Below are 21,275 nucleotides of genomic sequence, written 5' to 3' on the forward strand. Positions count from 1 at the left end.
GCGCGCGGTCAGGCGGCCGCGAGCAGCTGCACCCGGTGCGAGTCCTCCTGCTGCTGCCAGGTCTCGGCGTCGAGCAGGAGACCCGACGACATCGACGCGTGGTCGGCGAGCTGGCGGAGGTAGCCGCCCGACAGGGGAGCGGAGGCAGCGGATGCGAACTGGAAGCGCATCGAGATCGACGGCTGGATCCACAACGTCGTGCGGGCGTGCCCGCCGGCGGTGTCGGTCCACGTGATCGTGAAGGATTCGCCGCGACGCAGCTTGGTCGTCAGGACGACCTGCAGATATTGCAGCAGGCGGTCGTCGATCTGGATCGGCTGCGTGTCGGCGCTGTAGAAGAGGGTGCCCATGGGAGTGCTTTCGGGGAGCGGGTGCGTCAGAGGAAGAGTGACAACACGACGGCGGCGCTGAGGCCCGAGGTCGCGATGCTGGCCCAGACGACGATCGTCGTCAGCCGCGCGGTCGACACGGCGCTCGGGCTGGGGACGAAGGTGGAACGGTGCCGCAGCGGTGCGGTGGTGAGGGCGGTGGTGGTCATCGGTACGTTCCCTTCTTCGTGGGGTGGGGTGGTCAACCCCGGTGATCAGTAGCCTAGCATCTAATTAAGCGCGTTAAACATCATGTGGACGAACATTCACCAAGGATGACAGTCATTCGAGAAACCTTCTCCTGTTGGCTATAGTGACGGGATGCATCGAGTCGAGGAGGAGGAGCCGGTGACACCGCGAATCGACGACTCCTCGCCCCTGATGGAGGCGCTCACCGCCTACTCCCGCGAGCGCGAAGCGGCGGCCGCCAAGGCCCGCAAGCAGCTCGGCGTGAACGAGCTCGACGCGAAGGCCCTCGCGATCGTCGGGGCTCGCCCGGGGATGCGTCCGTCGGAACTCGCCGCCACCCTCGGCGTCACCTCGGCCGGTATCACCACGATGGTCGAACGCCTCGTGCGGCGGGGCATCCTCCGGCGCGAGGCGGATGACAGCGACCGTCGCGTGAACCACATCCATCTCGCGGTCGATCTCGAGAAGGAGCCGTGGTCGCAGCTCGCGCGCTTCGACGACGCCTGCCGACGCATCATCGGCAGTCTCGACGCGCAGATCGAACGCGACCTGGCCGATTTCCTGACGAAGACCACGGCCGCGGCGACCGAGGAAGTGGAGCGCGTCGACGCCGAGGCCGACGCGTCCGCTGCGGCCTGACCTCCTCCGAGGGGCGGCGCGTCCGGTCGACGTGGGTCGAGGGCGCCGCGTCCTCGCGTCCGTGACGATCGGGCGTCAGGGCAGGGGGGTGTTGCGACCGTCGAGACGCGAGGTGTCGACCGTGTCGCGGGCGCCGCGGACGAGCGCCCACAGGAAGCCCGCTCCCCACGAGACGTGCATCGACGGGAGCACGGCGGCTGTCCACGCCTTGTCGCGCCAACCGCGGCCTCCGGCGCGGCCGAGCGCGCCGGTCGCGACGAGCGCCGCGTACGCCGCCACGGGCAGATGCAGCACCGTGAGTCGTCCGGGGCGACGTCGGGCGACCTGGGCGACCCCCGCCACCAGTGAGACCAGCGTCGCGACCAGCAGCGCCGGGGGAGCGAAGAAGCGCAGCGGCGTGCGCCGCGGGTAGCGCCGCACGAGCTCGCCGCGCCAGGCGCCGGTCGCACGGAACTGCCGGATCAGGCGGGTCCAGCTCTCACGCGGCCAGTAGACGACCGACAGGGCCGGATCGAACCACACGCGATAGCCCGCGCGACGGATCCGGAGGTTCAGCTCCCAGTCCTCCCCGCGACGGATGCTCTCGTCGAACAGCCCGACCTCCTCGAGCACGCTGCGGCGCATGACCCCGAGGTACGCGGACTCGGCCGGCCCTTCGGCGCCGCCGCTGTGGTAAGCCCCGCCACCGAGTCCGACGCGGGAGTTGTAGGCGCGGGCGACCGCTCGCTGGAACGGCGACCGGCCGTCGGCGCGCATCACCCCGCCGACATTCGCGGCTCGCACGCGGCGCAGGGTGTCGAGGGCGCGGCGGGTGTATCCCGGTGACAACTCCGAGTGCGCATCGACCCGCACGATCGTCGGGTACCGGCTCGTGCGGATGGCGAGGTTCAGTCCCACCGGGATGTCGGCCGCGGGATTGTCGACGAGGACGATGCGCTCGTCGGCATCCGCCAGCTCCTTCGCGATCGCGTCGGTGCCGTCGGTGGAGGGCCCGAGCGCGAGCACCAGCTCCACCGGTCCCGGGACGTCCTGGGAAAGAGTGGATGCCACGGCCCGGCGCAGATACCTCTGCTCGTTCAGCACGGGCATGACGAAGCTCACGCCGGCATCGTCGGGGGGAACGGGCGCGTCTCTTCCGCCGGGGGTCGGGAGGGGCATCCGTCGATCCTGTCATGCGTGCCTGGCCGGTACCCTGGAACGATGCCTCTCGCCCGCGACGCCCAGCTGGCCGTGGGGCTGCTGCGCAAAGCCCTCGCCACCCGCAACGCCCGCCGCGACCTGCGCCGCGCCCTCGACGCGCGCGGTCCGCTGCCCGCCGGGCGCTTCACGATCGCGGTCTACTTCGCCGACGGCGCGGTGAACATGTATCAGATGCGCCAGTGGTACGCGCCCCTGCAGGAACTGGCGAAGACCTGGCCGGTCGTGGTCATCAGCCGAGCGATCCGCGGCGCGGACGCCCTGCTGAAGGATGACGCGCTCCCCATCGCCTACGCCCCCACCGTCGGCGCGGTGGAGGAGGTGCTCGCGGAGCAGGACATCCGCGTCGTGCTCTACGTCAACCAGAACACCCGCAACTTCCAGATGTTCCGGTACGGGCATCGATGGCACGTCTTCATCAACCACGGTGAGAGCGACAAGATGTACATGTCGACGAACCAGTACAAGGCCTACGACTACGCCTTCGTCGCGGGAGATGCGGCTCGCGCCCGCCTCTCGCGCGTGCTGTGGGACTACGACCTCGACCGCCGCACGTTCTCGATCGGCCGCCCGCAGGCCGACCACTACTCCGGCGACGTGCCGTACGAGCCCGACGACCGCACGGTCGTGCTGTACGCGCCCACCTGGGAGGGCGACCGTCCCTCCGCGCACTACGGGTCCGTCGTCACGCACGGGGAGACCCTCGTGAGGGCCCTGCTCGCCACGGGGCGCCACCGCGTCGTCTACCGCCCCCACCCGCGGTCGGGAGTGGTGGATGCCGCCTACGGCGCGGCCAACGCGCGGATCGTGTCCGCGCTCGCCGCGGCGAACGCCGCCGACCCCGACGCGCACCACGTCCATGACACGGGCGCCGAGCTCGGCTGGCAGCTCGCCGCGGCCGACCTGGCGATCGTCGACATCTCGGCGATGGTGTACGACCGGCTCGCGGTCGGCAGGCCCCTGATGATCACGCGACCCCTCGACCCCGAGGCCCTCGTCGATGACAGCGGTTACCTGTCGGACTGCGAATGGCTGGATGCGTCGGCATCCGGGTCAATCGTGGCCGAGGCCGACCGGGTGCTGGGGGATCCCGACGCGGTCGGGCGGCTCGAGCACTGGGTGCGCCACTACTTCGGCGACACCGGCCCCGGCGCCGCCACCGCCCGCTTCGAGGCCGCGATCGGCGAGCTGATGCAGCGGTGGGAGCAGTGGCACGCCGACTCGGCCGGCTGAGCGCACGCGGCGAACATCGCTGAGCCTGTCGAAGGTCCGGGACCCGCTGCGTCGACGGGCTCAGCCCCCTCGCGCCACCGTCAGGTGAGGGGAGCCAGGCGTCCGATCGCGGCGAGCGGGATGCCGACCCAGTCGGGGCGGTTGCGCGTCTCGTAGATCGCCTCGTACACGGCCTTGTCGAGTTCGAACGCCGCGAGCAGGGCGTCGTCGACCGCCCGGTCTGGGCCCGCCGTCTCGGCGTATCCCGCGAGGAACGCCTGCTGGGCGGCGATGACCCACGCGCGCACCGCGGCACCGTCGTCGTCGGCGACCGCACCCGAGACGTAGTCGAACGAGCGCAGCATGCCCGCGACGTCGCGGACGGCGACGTCGGGCTGCAGGCGCTCGGCGATGGGCCGCAACGGCTCGCCCTCGAAGTCGAGCAGCACCCATCCGTTCGCGGCCGTGTCGAGCACCTGCCCGAGGTGCAGGTCGCCGTGCACGCGCTGCAGCGCGGGCCAGGGGGCGGCGGCCGCCACGGCGTAGACCTCCCGGATGCGGTCGGCGTAGGGGGCGAGCGCGGGGACCTCGGCGAGGGCGATCGACAGCCGTCGCTCCCATGCGCCGGCCACGGCCGCTCGGTCGGCGTCGTCGGGCTCCCGCGTCGGGAACTGCGCGGCGAGGGCCACGTGCATCCCGGCGACGCTCGCGCCGAGCGCGTGCGCCCGAGCGGCGAAGTCCTCATCGGCGGCCGCGGCGTCCAGCGCCACCCGCCACGCGTCCTCGACGCCGGCGAAGAACTCCTGCGCGAACGCCAGCGATCCGCTGACGGGCACGCCCTCGGGGGTCACCCACGATCCGCGGACCTCGCCGATCGCGGCGGGGACGAAGGCCGCACCGCCCGCGGCCAGCGCCGACTGCAGCTCCACGTCGGGGTTGATGCCGGGGTTCACCTGGCGGAAGAGCTTGCAGATGACCGGGATGCCGGCATCCTGCGCGTCCGCTTCCGCGCCGTCCGCCGTGGCGGGACGGAAGATGAGCGACGTGTTCGACTGCTCCCCGCTGAGGACCTTCGCCGTCGCGCGCGGGGCCGGGACCCGGGGGCCGGGGGAGGCGAGGGCGATGCCGAGGAATCCGTTCTCGGGTGTTCCGACCTCCCCGCCGACGGTCACCCAGGAGTACAGCTGATCGGTGAAGCCGGGGTCGGTGGTGGCATCGGCCCACACGTCGTCATCGGAGGCGGAGCCGATCAGGCTGCCGGGAGGCACCGATCCCTCGGGGCGCCGCGCGACCGGTACTTGGTAGACGATCGCGGGCTGCACCGCCTCGTCGCGGACGAGGAGGAGTCGCGTGTCGGCGTCGAGCGTCCAGTCGGCGACGACGGTGAGCCGAGGATCGCGGCCCTTCGTGCCGTACCAGCGCTGACGCGGCATCCAGACCGCGAGGAGATCGAGGAGGTCGCCCATGCGGCGAGGCTAACGCGCCCGCCGCCGCGACACGCGGGCCTTGCGCCGGTGCGGGTGTCGATGAGATGAGAGGGGAATCCGGTGGCGGTCGGGCGGCGATGCCGTCAGTCGAGCGCCGTATCGCCACCGGTGTCGGCGTGGGTCTGGGCTGTTGCGGCTCTCCGGCGCCGCGGGAGCGCCCCGCGAGCGGCGGATCCGGTCCTGCGTCCGGCGCCGGCGACCGCGGCAGAGAGCGCATCTCCCACGCGGCGCACGCCTCCGACCGCGGTCCTCTCGGGGCGCTCGGTTCCCGGGCGCGGTTCGAGGTCGGTCGGCAGGACGAGCGGCGGGGCGCCGAACGCGCGGCGGGCGGTGACGAGCACCCGGCGTCCGAGGACGTGGTTGCCGGCTCCGCCGACGACGGCGCCCACGCCGAAGGGGAGGGCCTTGCCGACCCAGGACGCGCCGCCCCGAGTGGCGAACTGGCGGACGAACATCGTCTTGAGCCGGTCGACGAGCGGTCCGACGGCCGCGCGCGGCAGGGTCTTCGTGATCGTCTCGCCCCACGAGCCGGAGCGGGTCGTTCCGCGACCGTCACCCTGCCGGGCGAGCTGCGCGACGAGGTCGACGCCCTCCTTGCCGAGCAGGAGGGCGAGCACGAGGGCGCGGGCGCGGTCGGGGTCGTCGACGGCGACGCCGTGCACCTCGGCGACCGACTGCGCATAGAGCGCCGTCGCCTCGGGGAATCCGAGGGTCTCGACGCCGCTGAGGGCGAGGGTCACCCCGGTTCCGATACCCGGGACGACAGCGGTCGCCCCCACCGCTGCGCCGCCCGCCGTGACCGCGGCCAGGTAGCGACGCTCGAGGATCCTCAGGATCTCGCCCACCGCGGCATCCGGATGCCGCAGGCGGATGCTCCGCAGGTGCGCGAGCACGACGGGTCGCTGCACCGACAGCACGCGGTCGAGCAGGCGGATGGCCTGCGGGTGCTCCTCCGACCCCGCGGGAGGCAGTCCCCCCTGCCAGGGGGCGTCCGACGGGAGGGAGTGGATGCGGTGCACCTTCTCGGCCATGCGCTCATCCTCTCCCGCTGGGCTGAGCGGTGGGCGAAAGCTCTCGCGTGCGCCGGGGAGATCGGGGCCGACCTGCGGTGCGCCCGGCTCGCGGCGGGTTCAGACGAAGAGGTTCGCGCGCTCGAGATCCTCGGCGAAGTCGACCTCGACCGCATACAGGTCGGAGATGTCGAGGGGCTCCACGCGCACGCCGTCCTCGGCGATGGCCAGTTCGAGGCCGCGCTCGAAGTAGTCCTGGTCGTCGACCCGCTGCAGGTGGCGCTGCAGCGTCTTCTTGTCGCCCGACGAGATGTAGTTGATGCCCACGGCCTCGCCGATGCCGCCGACGACGACCTTCGACAGCTGGTGGATGAAGCCCTCGGCATCCACCGTGTATTTGACCTCTTCGTCGCTCACCTTGGCGGTGTCGACCGTGACGAACGAGCGGTCGTCGGCGACCAGGCGCGCGGCGCGACGGAGGACGAGGGGGTCGAACACGACGTCGCCGTTCATCCAGAGAACGCCGCCGCGGCCCGTCTTGGCGAGGGCGCGGAGCAGGCTCTTCGACGTGTTGGTCTGGTCGTAGCGGTCGTTGTAGACGTAGTCGACCCGGGGGAAGGCATCGACGATGGTCTCTGCGCGGTATCCGACCACCGTGGTGATGCGCGCGTCGGCGCCGAAGGCCGCGTGGATGTTGTCGTGCTGCTGCTGCATGATGCTGCGTCCGTCGGCGAGGGGCGTCAGCGGTTTCGGCAGGCTGCGGCCGAGGCGCGAGCCCATGCCCGCGGCGAGGATCACGATCTGGACTGTCAAGGCTGGCTCCTGGGGGGATGAGTCGTCATGTCCGGTTCACCGGAATGTCACGCCTTCGTGTTCGATCAACAGTAGCGAGGGGGGCCTGGAAGGTGGCATGATTCGCGCCGGTCGTTGTGGTTTCGTGATGCCGGTGGATCGCTGCGCCGCGCGACCAGCCTGCGGGCGGTGTCGGAGGACGTTGATAGTTTGGTGCGATGACAGCCTCGCTGCCGGAATCGCCTGAACCCTCCTCTTCCTCCGCCGAGGGTGGTTCGGAGAGCGTCGAACCTTCTGCGTCGACGCCGGCGAAGCCGCGGACGCCGCGGGCTCCGCGCACCTCCACCCCGCGCACGACCACGCCTCGGACCACGACGCCGCGGACGCCCCGGCGGGCGCCGGGCTCCGCCGCGTCCGCGACGGCGGGCGACGCCGTCGAGAGTGCCGACGAGTCCGCGTCCCCCGCGCCGAAGCCGCGCGCGCCGCGCGCGAGCGGTTCCGCGACGACCGGTTCGTCGCCGCGCACGCCCGCCGCGAAGAAGTCCGCCGCGTCCAAGACCACCGCGGCGAAGACCACCGCGGCCAAGACCACCGCAGCGAAGACCACTACCGCGAAGACCACCACCGCGAAGACCTCTGCGGCGAAGTCCTCAGCCGCGAAGCCCGCGGCGAAGCGTCCGGCCGCCAAGAAGCCCGCCACGCCTCGAGGATCGGCCTCCGTGGCGCCGACGCACGCGCCCACCGATCCGGCCGAGCAGCCCAACACGGCGGCGGATGCCGCTGCGCGGACGCCGGAAGAGGGCGTCGCCGCCCCGGCCGCCGCCAGCGAGACCGTGACGCCGGTCGCGTTCCCCGATGACATCGTGGTGCCCCCGCGTCCGCCGCTGCCCGCTCCCGCCGCGAGCACCGTCTCCGGTGACGTGATCGCCGACCCGGCAGCCCCCCTCGCCGCGTCCGCCGACGCGGACCCGTCGGCGGACGCGGATGCCGGATCATCTACACCCGCGGAGGGTTCAGCAGACGACGACTCGTCGGCACCTGCGGGCGTCGATATCGCACCGAACTCCGACGACGCGGCGTCGGCGGACGCACCCGCCGCCGATACCGATGAGGCCGCGCCCATGGATGCGGATGTCGTCGCGGATGCCGCCGCGCCCGTCGACCCCACTCCGGCCGACGTCGCCGTGGAGGAGCCCGTCGTCGAGCAGCCGGTCGATGCGGAACCCATCAGCGCTGAGCCCGCCGCGACCGAGGCCGTCGACGGTGAGCCCGCCGGTGACGAAGCCGTCGACGCCGAGCTCGGCGGCGCGGAGCCGGGTAGGGCAGGACTGCCCGCCGACCCCGCTGCCCCGACGTCATCCGGCGACGGCACAGCCGCCGCCGGTGAGCTCATCAGTGCGGACACGCCCGCGGAAGAGGCGGACGACACCGCCTCGACCGACGCGCCCACCCGCCTCCTCGACACCCCGCAGGTTCCCGCGGAAGAGGCCGCCGAGGGCGAGGATCCCACGCCTCCCGAGGTCCGTGTCGAGGAGCTGACCGTCGACGAGACGCCGGACGCCCCCGTGCACGCCCCGAGTGCCGAGGAGCGGATCCTCGATGCGGACGAGCCCGGCGTCGACGAGTCCGGAGACACCCGGCCCGCAACCGACGAACCCGCGACCGACGACCAGGGCGCCGACGACGCGGCGACCCACGACCCCGCGTCCGACGTTTCGGGGACCGACGTCTCCGCGACGGACGTCTCCGCCGCCGACGTCTCGGCGACGGACGTCTCCGCGACGGACGTCTCCGCGACGGACGTCTCCGCGACGGACGTCTCCGCCGCCGGAGTCTCCGTGACCGACGTCTCCGCCGCCGACGTCCCCGCGACGGACGACCCCGACCTCGCGCTCGCCGCCGACACCGCCGTGATCGCCGACCGCCCCGCCGCCGAGGTCGACCCCGATGCCGTTCCCGTGCTGAGCCTGCGCAACGTGACGAAGTCGTTCGGGGAGCTCCGCGCGGTCGACGCCATCGACCTGACGGTGCCCGCCGGCTCGTTCTACGGCCTGGTCGGCCCCAACGGCGCGGGGAAGACCACCACGCTGTCGATCATCGCCGGACTCCTGCGCGCCGACTCCGGCGCGGTCTCGATCAACGGCGTCGACGCGACGAAGCGCTCGCGCGAGGCGAAGAAGCTCATCGGGGTCCTGCCCGATCGTCTGCGCACCTTCGACCGCCTCACGGGGCGCCAGCTGCTGTCGTACTACGGCGCCCTCCGCGGGCTGCCCGCCCCCCTCGTCGAGAGTCGCACGACCGATCTGGCCCGTGCGTTCGACCTCGTCGACGCGCTGACCCGTCCCGTGTCGGACTACTCGGCCGGTATGACCAAGAAGGTCATGCTGGCCGGAGCGATGATCCATTCGCCGCGCCTGCTCGTGCTCGACGAGCCCTTCGAGGCCGTCGATCCCGTGTCGAGCGGCGTCATCCTCGACATCCTCGGGTCGTACGTCGATCACGGCGGAACGGTGATCCTCTCCAGCCACGGCATGGAGCTCGTCGAACGCGTCTGCTCACGGGTGGCCGTGATCGTGTCGGGTCAGGTGCTCGCCGAGGGCACCGTCGACGAGGTGCGCGGCGAGGCGAGCCTGGAAGAGCGCTACCTCGAGCTGGCCGGCGGCCTGGGCGACGTGGAGGGCCTCGAGTGGTTGCACACGTTCTCCGCCTGAGACTGGCGATGATGGTGGGCGCCCTGCGGGGCGACCCGCGCGAGGTGGTGCGCCGCGCGATCGGCGTGGTACTGCTGATCGCCGCGACGGGAGTCGCCGCGGTCAGCGCCGCCGGCCTCGCCGACGCCGACCGTCTGACCACGGCCGTCGTGACGGTTCTCGCGGGTTCCGCCGTCACCCTCGGCTTCGCAGTGGGGCCCCCGGTGACCGCCTCGGTCGATCCGCTCGACCCGCGCCGCTTCGCCGTCGTCGGACCCGAGCCGCGTCCGCTGGCGGGTGCCCTCCTGCTCGCGGGTTTCTTCAGCGTCCCGGTCCTCGTCGTCCTCGTGCTCGGCATCAGCCTCGCCGTCGCCTGGAGCGCCCACGGTGCTCCGGCGGTGGCGACCGTGGCATCCGTCATCCTCGGGCTCACCACGTGCGTGCTGCTCGCCCGCGTCAGCATGGCCCTCGGCGCGCTCGTGCAGCGACCGCGGCAGTCCCGCGAGTTGATGGGCGTGTACCTCGTCGCCGTGCTGGTGGTCGTCGTGCCCGTCGGGGTGTTCCTCGGCTCGCTCGAGTGGCGCGGCGCCGTCCCCTCGCAGTTGGCCTCGGCGGCCGAGATCCTGGCGTGGACGCCGATCGGTGCCGCGTGGGGCATCGCGCTGGCACCGACCGCGGGCGCCGCCATCGGCAGTCTCGTCGTGGCCCTCGTGACCATCGCCGTGCTCGGGCTGGCGTGGTTCGCTCTCGTGACTCTGCTCCTGACGACCACGCGCCGTCCGGCGGCGGCGCGCGAGCGCGGGGGGCTGGGGTGGTTCGCGATCCTCCCGGGCACGCCCGGGGGAGCTGTCGCCGCCCGCAGCCTGTCGTACTGGCTGCGCGACCGTCGGTACATCGTCAACGTGGTCGTCGTGCCGATCGCGGCCGTCGTGTCGACGGTGCCCCTGCTCGTGGCGGGTGTGCCCTTCGAGCTCGCGGTGCTGCTGCCCGTACCGATCATGGCGCTGTTCTTCGGCTGGCTCCCGCACAACGATCTCGCGTACGACTCGACCGCCCTGTGGATGCACATCGCCAGCGGCATGCGTGGCGCCCCCGACCGCATCGGCCGTCTCGTGCCGGTGCTGCTCATCGGCATCCCGGTGCTCGCCGTCACTCTTCCGCTCGCCGTCGTCGCCCACGGGCGGTGGGCGATCCTGCCCGCCATGATCGGCGTCTGCGCTGCTCTCTTCCTCGCCGGTCTGGGGCTGTCCAGCGTGTCGTCGGTGCTCGCCCCCTACGCGGTGTCGCGCCCGGGCGACAGCCCGTTCCAGCAGCCGCAGCGCACCGGCTCGGGCGGTGTCATCGCGCAGGGCCTCGTGATGGTGGGAGCCATCCTCGCGGCCCTGCCGTCGATCCTGCTGACCTGGCGAGCCGTCGGGGGAGACACCATCGATGCGATGTTCGCGATGTGGGTCGGTATCGGAGCCGGAGGCGTCGTCCTGATCGTCGGCATCACGGTCGGCGCGGTGCTCTTCGAGCAGCGGGCGACACGACTCATGGAGTTCGCCGAGGCGACCTGAGCGCGAACCCGACCGAGCCCGGGGCCGGGGTCGCGGCTACACTGGCTCTCCATGAGCACGCCTCTCGACAGTCCGGACAGCGGGGGTCTCGCGACCCTCGATCGCGAGCTCGAAGAGCTCATCCGCGAAGAGAACATCGAGCCCGGCGATCATGAGCGCTTCTCGCACTACGTGAAGAAGGACAAGATCCTCGAGTCGGCGATCACCGGCAAGCCCGTGCGCGCCCTCTGCGGCAAGAAGTGGACACCCGGGCGCGACCCCGAGAAGTTCCCCGTCTGCCCCCAGTGCAAAGAGATCTACGAGTCGCTCGTCAACTGAGGACTCTCCCCCGTGAGGGGTCAAGAGATGTCGCCCGTGCGTCCGCCCGGCGACACTTCTTGACCCCTCACGTGCGTCTCCGGCGTCTCGCGCGCTCCCCTCCCTGCGAAACTGCTCGGGCTCGTCTCCGCGTGGCCGCGCCGGCGACGATCCCCCGCACCTGACGCGGCCGGGGCTCGGTCGCGGCGGGGCGAGGTTGTTTCTGCGGTTGTGTTTGCCGCTCCTGGTCGCGCCGGGGGCGTGCGGGCGGCCTTGCGGGGCAATCGAGGCCGCGCGGGGGCCCCGGCTCGCGGCGGGGCGAGGTCGTTTCTGCGGTCGTGTTTGCCGTAGTTGGCCGCAAAGGGGGCATGGGGGCGGCCTTGTGGGGCGATCGAGGCCGCGCGGGGCCCGGCTCGCGGCGGGGCGAGGTCGTTTCTGCGGTTGTGTTTGCCGCTCCTGGTCGCGCAGGGGGCGTGGGGGCGGCCTTGTGGGGCGATCGAAGCCGTGCGGGGCCCGGTCGCGGCGGGGCGAGGTCGCCTCTCGGATCGTGTTCGCCGCACATCGCCGCGCAGCGGCCGGCCGGGGGAGAACCCTCAGCCGTTCACGCCGCCGGGACCCGCGACCCCGCGTGAGGGCGGGAAGGGTCCTCAGCGCTTCCGACCGGCACACCACCCCGATCACGTGAGCACCGTGCAGGGCCACGGCCGTGCCGTACGTGCATCCGGCCCGTGAGCACCGTGCAGGGCCACGGCCGGGCCGCACGTGCATCCGACCCGTGAGCGCGCGGTCCTCCGCGCGCGGCGCCCGGATCGCGCCATGGCCGAAGCCCTGTGTCAGACGGTGAGCGCCCCGTGCCTCACTGCGCCTCGCGATATTCCGTGGGCAGCGCGGGGTCGGCCTTGCTCAGCGCGAGCGCCCGCACGGGGAGCTCCTCCCGCACGCGCGCGTGGTGGGCCCGTGCGGCCTGCACGCCCGCGGCACCGAGGGCCGCGGCATCCGCTTCGCCGTGGTGCATGAGGGTCGTCTGCAGGGGGCGGGCATCGGGGTGCTCGGCCGCCGTCGACAGCTCCTCGAAGCCGTCGCTGACGACGACGAGCTCCGAGGTGGCGGTGCCCGCGTCGAGCGTGCGGAACGCCGCCTTGCGGCCGCCGTGCGACGCCTTCTGCGCCGAGGCCTTCGCCACGCCGACCCACGAGCCGTCGGCCGCCTCGCGCGCCACGAGCTTGAAGACCAGCCCCGCCGTGGGAACGCCCGACCCGGTCGCGACCGACGTGCCCACGCCGTACGCGTCCACGGGCGACGCCGCAAGCGCGGCGAGGGCGTACTCGTCGAGATCGCTCGTCACGGTGATGCGGGTTCCGGTGGCGCCGAGCTCGTCGAGCAGCTCCCGCACTTCGCCGGCGACGATCGGCAGGTCGCCGGAGTCGATGCGCACGCCCCCGAGCCCCGTGCCGGCGACGCGCACGGCGGTGCGCACGCCCTCGGTGATGTCGTAGGTGTCGACGAGCAGGGTCGTGGCGCTGCCGAGCGCGTCGACCTGCGAGCGGAACGCGTCCTCCTCGCTGTCGTGCAGGAGCGTCCACGCGTGCGCGGCGGTGCCCATCGTCGGCACGCCCCAGCGTCGGCCGGCCTCGAGGTTGCTGGTCGCCGAGAACCCGGCGATGTAGGCGGCGCGGGCCGCGGCGACCGCCGCCTCCTCGCTCGCGCGACGCGAGCCCATCTCGGCGAGGGGGCGGTCGCCGGCGGCGACGCTCATGCGCGCGGCGGCGGTCGCGACCGCCGAGTCGTAGTTCAGGATGCTGAGCGCCAGCGTCTCCAGGATCACGGCCTCGGCGAACGTGCCCTCGATGGTGAGAAGGGGAGAACCGGGGAAGTACACCTCGCCCTCGCGATAGCCGGTCACGGATCCCGTGAAGCGGTAGTCCGCGAGGAAGTCGAGGGTCGCGGCATCCACGACCTTCTCATCATGCAGATAGCGCAGCTCGTCGTCGCCGAAGCGGAAGTCCTGGATGGCATGGAGCAGGCGGCCCGTGCCGGCGACCACGCCGAAGCGGCGTCCGCCCGACAGGCGCCGCCCGAACACCTCGAAGACGCATCGGCGCTGCGCCGTGCCGTCGCGGAGGGCCGCGTCGAGCATCGTGAGTTCGTAGCGGTCGGTGTGCAGGGCGGTGCTGCGGCTCATCGCGCCAGCCTATTGCGGCAGCCGCGCGGAGCCCGCCCGTCCCGTCGGCGGTTGACACGGGCGCGACGGTTCGCCCCGGCCCACCGAGCTCGTCCTTGCCCGCCGGGTAGGCTGGACCCCTATGAATGACGCGCCGATCGGGATCTTCGACTCGGGAGTCGGCGGTCTCACCGTCGCCCGGGCCGTGTCGGCGCAGCTGCCGCGCGAGTCGATCCTCTACATCGGCGACACCGCCCGCTCGCCCTACGGCCCCAAGCCCATCGCCGACGTCCGCAAGTACTCGCTCGAGGTGCTCGACACCCTGGTCGAGCAGGGCGTGAAGATGCTCGTGATCGCGTGCAACACGGCATCCGCCGCCATGCTGCGCGATGCGCGCGAGCGCTACGACGTCCCCGTGGTCGAGGTCATCGGCCCCGCGGTGCGCACCGCGATGTCGACCACGCGTAACGGCCGCATCGGCGTCATCGGCACGACCGGCACGATCGGCTCCCGCGCGTACCAGGACATGCTCGAGGTCAACGAGCGCCTCACGGTGTTCGCGGAAGCCTGCCCGCGGTTCGTGGAGTTCGTCGAGGCGGGCGTCACCGACTCGCCCGAGGTGCTCGCCACGGCGGAGCAGTATCTGGCGCCGCTCCGGCACGCGGGCGTCGACACCCTCGTGCTCGGCTGCACGCACTACCCGTTCCTCGAAGGCGCCATCAGCTACGTGATGGGTCCCGACGTGAGCCTTGTCTCGAGCGACAGCGAGACCGCGAAGGACGTGTTCCGTCAGCTCGTCTCACGTGACCTGCTCGCGAGCCCGGATGCCGTTCCCCACCACCGCTACGAGGCCACCGGCTCGTCGGCCGACGATTTCCTGCGCCTGGCGCACCGCCTCATGGGCCGGGAGGTGCGCGAGGTGCAGCTCGTGCAGACCGGTGCCATCGACCTGCCGCGCTGAGGCGTGGCATCCATCTTCGTCCTGAGGAGGACCCATGACCCGCAAAGACGGTCGCGAGAACGACCAGCTCCGTCCCGTGACCATCGAACGCGGATGGTCGGCGCACGCCGAGGGCTCCGCGCTCATCACCGTCGGCGGCACGAAGGTGCTGTGCACCGCGTCGTTCACCAACGGCGTCCCGCGTTGGCTGACCGGCAAGGGCAAGGGCTGGGTCACCGCCGAGTACGCGATGCTGCCGCGCGCGACGAACAGTCGCAACGACCGCGAGAGCATCAAGGGCAAGGTCGGCGGTCGCACGCACGAGATCTCGCGCCTGATCGGCCGTGCCCTGCGCGCCGTCGTCGACACGAAGGCGCTGGGCGAGAACACCATCGTGATCGACTGCGACGTGCTGCAGGCCGATGGCGGCACGCGGACGGCGGCCATCACGGGTGCGTACGTCGCCCTGGCGGATGCCATCGCCTGGGGCCGCGAGAAGAAGTTCATCGCCCAGCGCTCCGAGGTGCTGCGCGACTCCGTCGCCGCGGTGTCGGTGGGCATCATCGACGGTGAGCCGATGCTCGACCTCGCTTACGTCGAGGATGTGCGGGCCGAGACCGACATGAACGTCGTCGTCACCGGGCGCGGTCTGTTCGTCGAGGTGCAGGGCACCGCCGAGGGGGCGCCCTTCGACAAGGCGGAGCTGGACCGGCTGCTCGACCTCGCGGTGAACGGCTGCGCCGACCTGCGCGGCATCCAGTCCGCGACTCTCGAGGCCTGAGATGGCGCGCGTCGTCCTCGCCACGCACAACCCGCACAAGGTCGAGGAGTTCCAGGCGATCGTCGCCGCCGTCCGCCCCGACCTCGAGGTCGTCGGATACGACGGGCCCGAGCCGGTCGAGGACGGCGTCACCTTCGCGGCGAACGCGCTGATCAAGGCGCGGGCGGCGGCGGCCCACACGGGACTGCCGGCGTTGGCGGATGACTCCGGCGTCGCGGTCGACGTGCTCGGCGGGTCCCCCGGCGTGTTCTCCGCGTACTGGGCCGGCCACCGGAAAGACGCCACAGCCAATCTCGAGCTGCTGCTCGATCAGCTGTCCGACGTCGCCGACCCGCATCGCGCGGCGCAGTTCGTGTCGGTGATCGCGCTCGTGCGTCCTGACGGGACGGAGAACGTTGTCGAGGGCCGCTGGCCCGGTCGCCTGGCGACCGCGCCCGCCGGCCCGGGCGGTTTCGGGTACGACCCGATCTTCATCCCCGACGGTCAGCCCGAGGGCGCAGAGCGCACGGTGGGGGAGTGGACCGCCGAGGAGAAGAACGTTGCCTCGCACCGCGCCCGGGCCTTCGTCGAGCTGGTGCCGCTGCTCGCGACGCTGTAGTCGGGCCCCGTTGACACCGGTTCTCATTCCCGACTTCCCCGGAATCACGCGGATGTCGCCGCACCGCGCCTAGCCTGGACCGATGCACGACCACGCCCCGTCCGGTGGCATCCGCGATGCCGGCCACCGGCGCCTGCTCGCCACCGCACTCGCGCTCACCGCGACGGTGATGCTCGTGCAGATCGTCGGGGCGATCCTGTCGGGCTCCCTGGCGCTGCTGGCCGACGCGGCGCACATGTTCACCGACGCGGCGGCGCTCGTCGTCGCGCTCGTGGCGACCGCGATCGCCGCGCGCCCCGCCGACGACCGCCGCACGTTCGGGTACCAGCGCGCCGAGGTGCTCGGAGCACTGGTCAACGGCGTCATCCTGATCGTCCTGTGCGCCTGGGTGGGGGTCGAGGCCGTGCAGCGGCTGCTCGCTCCCGCCGAGGCCGAGGTGCAGGGCGGGCTCATGCTCGTCGTCGCCGTTGTCGGCATGGTCGCGAATGCGGTGTCGATGTGGCTGCTCAGCCGCGCGCAGAAGCGCAGCATCAACGTCCGCGGCGCCTACCTCGAGGTGCTGGGCGACCTGGTGGGGTCGATCGCGGTGATCATGGCCGCGATCGTGATCGTCACGACGGGTTTCGTGCAGGCGGATGCCATCGCCTCCCTGCTCATCGCGGTGCTCATCGTGCCGCGGGCCATCGGGCTACTGCGCGAGGTCGTCGTGGTGCTGACCGAGTCGGCGCCGGTCGGGATGCACGTCGCCGAGATCCGCGAGCACCTGCGCGGAGCGGACGGAGTGGTCGACGTGCACGACGTACACGTGTGGCAGCTCACCCGCGGCGCGCCCGTGTTCAGCGCGCACGTCATCGTCGAGGACGCGGCTCTCGCGGACGGTCGCGCCGCGGCCATCCTCGCGTCGCTGCAGACGTGTCTGGCAGATCATTTCGATGTGGAGCACTCGACGTTCCAGCTCGAACCCGCCGGTCACGTCGAGCACGATTCGCGCCACGCCTAGGTCGCCGGACCCGGCGGCGTCGACGCGCTCAGCCACCTCGCGCCGCGGGCCGGGGGCTAGACCTCCCGCACGACCTCGTCGGGGCTCTTGTCCGGCCGCAGGCCGCGCCACCGCGCCTGGCGCAGGATGCCGCCCGGCGTGAACTCCGCGAACTCCACCTCTCCCACGAGCTCCGGCCGCACCCACAGCGCGTCGCGGGCGTCTGCCGCCGGAACCCCGACGAACGGGTCGGTCTCCGACCGGAGCGGCTCGAGAAGACCGCGGAGGCGGACGAGTGTCTGCTCGCTGAACCCCGACCCCACGCGTCCCGCGTACCGCAGCCCGTCCGTCGACGGGACACCCACCAACAACGAGCCGATCGTGCCCGCGCGGTTCCCCTTGCCCGGACGGATCCCCCCGATCACCACCTCCTGCGTCCGCGAATGCTTGACCTTGAGCCACTGCTCCGACCGCGCCCCTCGGCGGTAGGTCGAGCCCGGGTCCTTGACCACGACCCCTTCGAGGCCGAACCGCTCGCTGGTGGACACGGCGGCATCCACGTCGTCGAAAACGGGCGGCACGACGATCGGCGCACCGGCCGCGGCGGCGAGGTCCTCGAGCAGCTCACGACGCTGAGCGAGGGGGAGGGATGCCACATCGCGCACTCCCACCGACAGCACGTCGAAGAGGTAGAGGTGCACGGGCGTCCGGGCCGCTTCCCGCTCGATCTCGCGGGGCTGCGTCAGGTTCATGCGCTTCTGCAGGAGCGGGAAGCTCGGTCGTCCCGTGTCGTCGAGGGCCACGATCTCGCCGTCGAACACGGCGGGCTGGGGGCCGAGGTGCAGATCGACGGCGGTCAGCTCCGGGTAGGCGGCGGTGAGGTCGTTGCCGTTGCGCGAGCGCAGTCGCAAGCGGTCGCCGTCCCAGACCCCCAGACCCCGGATGCCGTCCCACTTCATCTCCACCCACGGGGTGCCACCCCAGCGCGCCGCCGCCGCGCGCGCGATTCCCGGCGTGGCGGAGGTGGCGAGCATGGGTCGAAGGTCCGCGGCGACGGGGGTGTCGCTCGCCGACCGGCCGACCACGGCGTCCGCGGCGACGGGGGAGGGCACGGGCGCCGCCCGGTCGCGCGCCACGACCGGGGCTCCCTCGTTCTGCGGGTGGCCGTCGGCATCCGTCTTCATGCGGTGCAGCAGCCACTGCGACTTCTCGCCCCGCCCCTCGGTGCGGATCAGCGCGAGACGCACGCGCCCGAGCGGACCACCCTCTCGACCGGTGAGGGTGGCGATCACCTCGTCGTCGCGCCACTTCTCGAGGGCGTAGGTGCCGGTGTCCCACACCGTCATGGTTCCGGCGCCGTACTCTCCGCGCGGGATCTCGCCCGCGAAGTCGAGGTATTGCATCGGATGGTCCTCCGTCATCACGGCGAGGCTGTTCTTCGCCGTGGTCGGCGGGACGCCTTTCGGCACCGCCCAGCTGACGAGCACGCCGTCGCGTTCGAGCCGGAGGTCCCAGTGCAGCCGCGAGGCGTGGTGCTCCTGGATGACGAAGCGGGGCGCGCCTTCGCCACGGGGAGCGCCGTGAGGATGCTGGGGCACCGGCTCGGGCGTCCGATCGGCGGATCGTTTCGCGATGTACGCGCGGAGGGGTCCATGGACCTCGTCGACCGGGGCCAGGGGGTCCTCGGGCCTGTCGAGCACCTCGGTGAACAGCAGATGCCGCAGCTCGGGATCGTCGAGCTCGGCCCACGTGCGGGGAGCCGCGACGAACGGCTGCGTGCGCCCGCGCAACGAGTACGGAGCGATCGTCGTCTTCGAGCCGTTGTTCTGGCTCCAGTCGATGAAGACCTTCCCGGGCCGCGCGGCCTTGGACATCTGGCTGACCACGAGCTCCGGGTGATCCGCCTCGATCGCGCGCGCGAGCTCCTTCGCCACCGCACTCGCCGCGTCGCTCGACTGCCGCCCGTCGAGGCGCGCGTACAGGTGGATACCCTTGCTCCCGCTCGTGACCGGCAGGGGATCCAGTCCCATGTCGGTCAGGATGGCGCGCGCCCACCGTGCGACCTCGGCGCACTCCGCGAGCCCTGTGCCCGGACCCGGGTCGAGATCGAGCACCAGCCGGTCGGGGTTCTGACGCTCTCCCTCGCTCGAGAAGCGCCATTGCGGCACGTGCAGCTCGAGGCTCGCCACCTGCGCCAGGTAGACGAGGGTGGGGAGGTCGTCGACCAGCGGGTAGTCCTTGGCGCCCGAGGAGTGGTCGATCGGGAAGCGCCGCACCCACGCCGGCGCCCCGGGCTCGAGGGCCTTGGCGAAGAACGGCTCGCCCGGTGCGGACGCCGTGCCGACGCCGTCGGGCCAGCGCTTGCGGGTGAGAGGCCGATCGGCCACGTGGGGCAGCAGCAGCGGGGCGATGCGTGAGTAGTAGTCGATGACCTCGCCCTTGGTGGTCCCGGTCTCGGGGTAGAGCACTTTGTCGAGGTTCGAGAGGCGCAGGCGGCGGCCGTCGATCCGCACTGTCTGCTCCGTCATCGCCCCAGCGTAGGGCGGGGGAGGCTCCGGATGCCGAGGGGGTTGCGCCCCGTCGGCCCTCCCGATGGCGTCGACGGGCTCAGCCACCTCCGCGGGAAGGTCCCTGAGCGTGACGAAGGGACCGGGGCTCTCCCCCCGGCGCAAGGGGCTCGGCATCCGTCCCCCTCCGGGTGTTCACTGGGGTCATGCGATCGATCTGGAAGGGCGCCCTGACGTTCGGCCTCGTCAACGTGCCCGTCAAGGTGTACTCGGCCACCGAAGACCACGACGTCTCGCTGCACCAGGTGCACAACGCCGACGGCGGACGCATCCGGTACCAGCGCATCTGCGAGATCGACGGCGAGGTCGTGCCCTACAGCGACATCGACAAGGCGTACGACGACGGCGAGCAGACGGTCGTCCTCACCAAGGACGATCTGGCGTCACTGCCGAGCGAGCGCAGCCGCGAGATCGAGGTCGTCGAGTTCGTGCCCAGCGAGCAGGTCGACCTGCTCACCCTCGACAAGGCCTACTACCTCGAGCCCGACTCCTCGTCGCCGAAGGCGTACGTGCTGCTGCGCAAGACGCTCGAGCAGACCGACCGCACGGCGATCGTCCGGTTCTCCCTGCGGCAGAAGACGCGGCTCGCCGCCCTGCGCGTCCGTGGCGATGTGCTGGTGCTGCAGACGCTCCTGTGGGCCGACGAGGTGCGCGAGGCCGCGTTCCCGGCGCTGGAGGAGAGCGTGCGCATCTCGGCGAAGGAGCTCGAGATGTCGGCATCCCTGGTCGACAGCTTCTCGAAGGACTTCGACCCCGAGGAGTTCACCGACGAGTACCAGGAGGAGCTGCGCACCCTCATCGACGCCAAGCTCGAGCAGGGCGACGCCCTCGACACGGATGCCACCTTCGGCAAGGCCGAGGACGACGACGGCGGCGAGGTGATCGACCTCATGGAGGCGCTGCGGGCGAGCGTCGAGCGGTCGCGCGCCGCGCGGGGCGAGAAGGATGCGCCCGCGAAGAAGGCTCCGGCGAAGAAGAAGACGTCGAAGGCGTCGTGACGGGGTCGGGTGCCCGAGGCGTCGGCGGCAGCAGAGCGCCGGCGGCGCCCACGGCATCAGCGCGTCGGCTGGTCTCCGTCTTCGAGGGTCTTCGGGTCGAAGGAGAGTGACTCTGCCTCGGCGGGGGTGACCGCGCCCTCGCGCTTGGCGGCGGCGCGCTCGCGGAAGTAGTGGACGACGACGAAGCCCACCGTGCCGACGACGACCGCGAGGAGGATGACGTCGATGTACTCGGCGACGAACTCGCCCACGCCGGGGATGAGGCTCAGCACGTACCCGAACACCGTCAGGCCGAAGCCCCACAGCACGGCTCCGATGAAGTTGTAGAGGGTGTACTTCCACTTGTTCATGTGGCCGACGCCCGCGGCGATGGGGGCGAAGGTGCGCACGATCGGCACGAAGCGCGCCAGGATGACGGTCAGACCACCGAAGCGCACGAAGAACGCGTTGGTGCGCTCGACGTTCTTGCGGCTGAACAGGCCGGAGTCCTTGCGCTCGAAGATCGCCGGACCGGCCTTGTGGCCGATGACGTAGCCCACCTCACCGCCGAGGAACGCGGCGAGACCGATGAGCAGCCCGGTGACCCACACGTTGACGCCGAAGACGCCGTGCGGGGGGTGCGTGACCGGGTTCGACAGGATGCCGGCCATCACCAGCAGCGTGTCGCCGGGAAGGAGGAAGCCGATGAGCAGGCCCGTCTCGGCGAAGATGATGAGGCAGACGATGGCCAGGGCCCACGGGCCGGCCGAGTCGATGATCGTCGCGGGGTCGAGCCACGGGAGCAGTGAGGCGGTGGTGTGGATCACATCGG

Annotated in this window: 20 protein-coding genes; 10 read left to right on the forward strand and 10 right to left on the reverse strand. The window is 71.9% G+C overall.

The features are described 5' to 3' along the window. Positions 1-8: 8 nt before the first annotated feature. Complete coding sequence (locus tag AB0230_RS10720; protein WP_363579359.1) at positions 9-350, reverse strand: hypothetical protein; 342 nt, start codon at positions 348-350, stop codon at positions 9-11. A 26-nt stretch (positions 351-376) separates the two neighbouring features. Next, a complete protein-coding gene (locus AB0230_RS10725; protein WP_363579357.1) occupies positions 377-538 on the reverse strand; it encodes a hypothetical protein in 162 nt (53 codons plus the stop codon). Positions 539-689: 151 nt separating this feature from the next. On the opposite strand from AB0230_RS10725, the gene AB0230_RS10730 reads away from it, so the two are divergent. Next, positions 690-1,196: a MarR family transcriptional regulator gene (locus AB0230_RS10730; protein ID WP_315995421.1), complete on the forward strand. Its 507-nt coding sequence runs from the start codon at positions 690-692 to the stop codon at positions 1,194-1,196. A gap of 75 nt (positions 1,197-1,271) precedes the next feature. Here AB0230_RS10730 and AB0230_RS10735 read toward each other — a convergent pair whose 3' ends face one another. Beyond that, positions 1,272-2,354, reverse strand: a complete 1,083-nt coding sequence (locus AB0230_RS10735; RefSeq protein WP_366375690.1) for a glycosyltransferase family 2 protein — start codon at positions 2,352-2,354, stop codon at positions 1,272-1,274. A 42-nt stretch (positions 2,355-2,396) separates the two neighbouring features. On the opposite strand from AB0230_RS10735, the gene AB0230_RS10740 reads away from it, so the two are divergent. Beyond that, entirely contained in the window at positions 2,397-3,626 is a 1,230-nt protein-coding gene (locus AB0230_RS10740) for a CDP-glycerol glycerophosphotransferase family protein (RefSeq protein WP_363579355.1), read from the forward strand. Between the two features lie 80 nt (positions 3,627-3,706). On the opposite strand, the gene AB0230_RS10745 is transcribed toward AB0230_RS10740, so the two are convergent. From AB0230_RS10745 to AB0230_RS10760, 4 genes are all read right to left on the reverse strand, one after another. After that, a complete protein-coding gene (locus tag AB0230_RS10745) occupies positions 3,707-5,071 on the reverse strand; it encodes an aminoglycoside phosphotransferase (protein ID WP_363392071.1) in 1,365 nt (454 codons plus the stop codon). A 104-nt stretch (positions 5,072-5,175) separates the two neighbouring features. Then, complete coding sequence (locus tag AB0230_RS10750; protein ID WP_366375692.1) at positions 5,176-6,123, reverse strand: hypothetical protein; 948 nt, start codon at positions 6,121-6,123, stop codon at positions 5,176-5,178. 99 nt (positions 6,124-6,222) lie between these two features. Further along, positions 6,223-6,915 carry a phosphocholine cytidylyltransferase family protein gene (locus AB0230_RS10755; protein WP_366375694.1) on the reverse strand — a complete coding sequence of 231 codons (693 nt, stop codon included), beginning with the start codon at positions 6,913-6,915 and terminating at the stop codon, positions 6,223-6,225. Between the two features lie 25 nt (positions 6,916-6,940). After that, positions 6,941-7,594 (reverse strand): hypothetical protein, encoded by a 654-nt coding sequence (locus AB0230_RS10760; protein WP_366375696.1) that lies wholly within the window; start codon positions 7,592-7,594, stop codon positions 6,941-6,943. A 19-nt stretch (positions 7,595-7,613) separates the two neighbouring features. On the opposite strand from AB0230_RS10760, the gene AB0230_RS10765 reads away from it, so the two are divergent. The 3 genes from AB0230_RS10765 to AB0230_RS10775 are packed head-to-tail and all read left to right on the forward strand — an operon-like array spanning position 7,614 to position 11,461. Beyond that, entirely contained in the window at positions 7,614-9,605 is a 1,992-nt protein-coding gene (locus tag AB0230_RS10765; protein ID WP_366375698.1) for an ATP-binding cassette domain-containing protein, read from the forward strand. An 11-nt stretch (positions 9,606-9,616) separates the two neighbouring features. Beyond that, positions 9,617-11,143, forward strand: a complete 1,527-nt coding sequence (locus tag AB0230_RS10770; protein ID WP_366375700.1) for a hypothetical protein — start codon at positions 9,617-9,619, stop codon at positions 11,141-11,143. Positions 11,144-11,194: 51 nt separating this feature from the next. Beyond that, positions 11,195-11,461 carry a DUF3039 domain-containing protein gene (locus AB0230_RS10775; RefSeq protein WP_136585370.1) on the forward strand — a complete coding sequence of 89 codons (267 nt, stop codon included), beginning with the start codon at positions 11,195-11,197 and terminating at the stop codon, positions 11,459-11,461. Between the two features lie 835 nt (positions 11,462-12,296). Here AB0230_RS10775 and AB0230_RS10780 read toward each other — a convergent pair. Then, positions 12,297-13,622 (reverse strand): nicotinate phosphoribosyltransferase, encoded by a 1,326-nt coding sequence (locus AB0230_RS10780; protein ID WP_315995430.1) that lies wholly within the window; start codon positions 13,620-13,622, stop codon positions 12,297-12,299. A gap of 121 nt (positions 13,623-13,743) precedes the next feature. Between AB0230_RS10780 and murI the strand changes: the two genes are divergently transcribed. The 4 genes from murI (at position 13,744) to AB0230_RS10800 (ending at position 16,920) form a co-directional block, all read left to right on the forward strand. Then, a complete protein-coding gene (murI, locus tag AB0230_RS10785) occupies positions 13,744-14,562 on the forward strand; it encodes a glutamate racemase (protein ID WP_315995431.1) in 819 nt (272 codons plus the stop codon). 34 nt (positions 14,563-14,596) lie between these two features. Continuing rightward, positions 14,597-15,322 (forward strand): ribonuclease PH, encoded by a 726-nt coding sequence (gene rph, locus AB0230_RS10790; protein WP_363392057.1) that lies wholly within the window; start codon positions 14,597-14,599, stop codon positions 15,320-15,322. Position 15,323: 1 nt separating this feature from the next. Next, positions 15,324-15,920 carry an RdgB/HAM1 family non-canonical purine NTP pyrophosphatase gene (gene rdgB, locus AB0230_RS10795; protein ID WP_366375703.1) on the forward strand — a complete coding sequence of 199 codons (597 nt, stop codon included), beginning with the start codon at positions 15,324-15,326 and terminating at the stop codon, positions 15,918-15,920. Positions 15,921-16,002: 82 nt separating this feature from the next. After that, a complete protein-coding gene (locus tag AB0230_RS10800) occupies positions 16,003-16,920 on the forward strand; it encodes a cation diffusion facilitator family transporter (RefSeq protein WP_366375705.1) in 918 nt (305 codons plus the stop codon). Positions 16,921-16,976: 56 nt separating this feature from the next. Here the strand turns inward: AB0230_RS10800 and AB0230_RS10805 are convergent, their stop codons facing one another. Next, complete coding sequence (locus tag AB0230_RS10805) at positions 16,977-19,427, reverse strand: ATP-dependent DNA ligase (protein ID WP_366375707.1); 2,451 nt, start codon at positions 19,425-19,427, stop codon at positions 16,977-16,979. 185 nt (positions 19,428-19,612) lie between these two features. On the opposite strand from AB0230_RS10805, the gene AB0230_RS10810 reads away from it, so the two are divergent. Next, complete coding sequence (locus tag AB0230_RS10810; protein WP_315995440.1) at positions 19,613-20,464, forward strand: Ku protein; 852 nt, start codon at positions 19,613-19,615, stop codon at positions 20,462-20,464. Positions 20,465-20,520: 56 nt separating this feature from the next. On the opposite strand, the gene AB0230_RS10815 is transcribed toward AB0230_RS10810, so the two are convergent. Beyond that, on the reverse strand, positions 20,521-21,267 hold the full coding sequence (locus AB0230_RS10815) for a VTT domain-containing protein (RefSeq protein ID WP_366376231.1): 747 nt from the start codon (positions 21,265-21,267) through the stop codon (positions 20,521-20,523). Positions 21,268-21,275 lie beyond the last annotated feature (8 nt).

Origin of the sequence: Microbacterium sp. NPDC089190 (genome assembly GCF_040701795.1) — a bacterium.
Taxonomy (GTDB): domain Bacteria; phylum Actinomycetota; class Actinomycetes; order Actinomycetales; family Microbacteriaceae; genus Microbacterium; species Microbacterium galbum.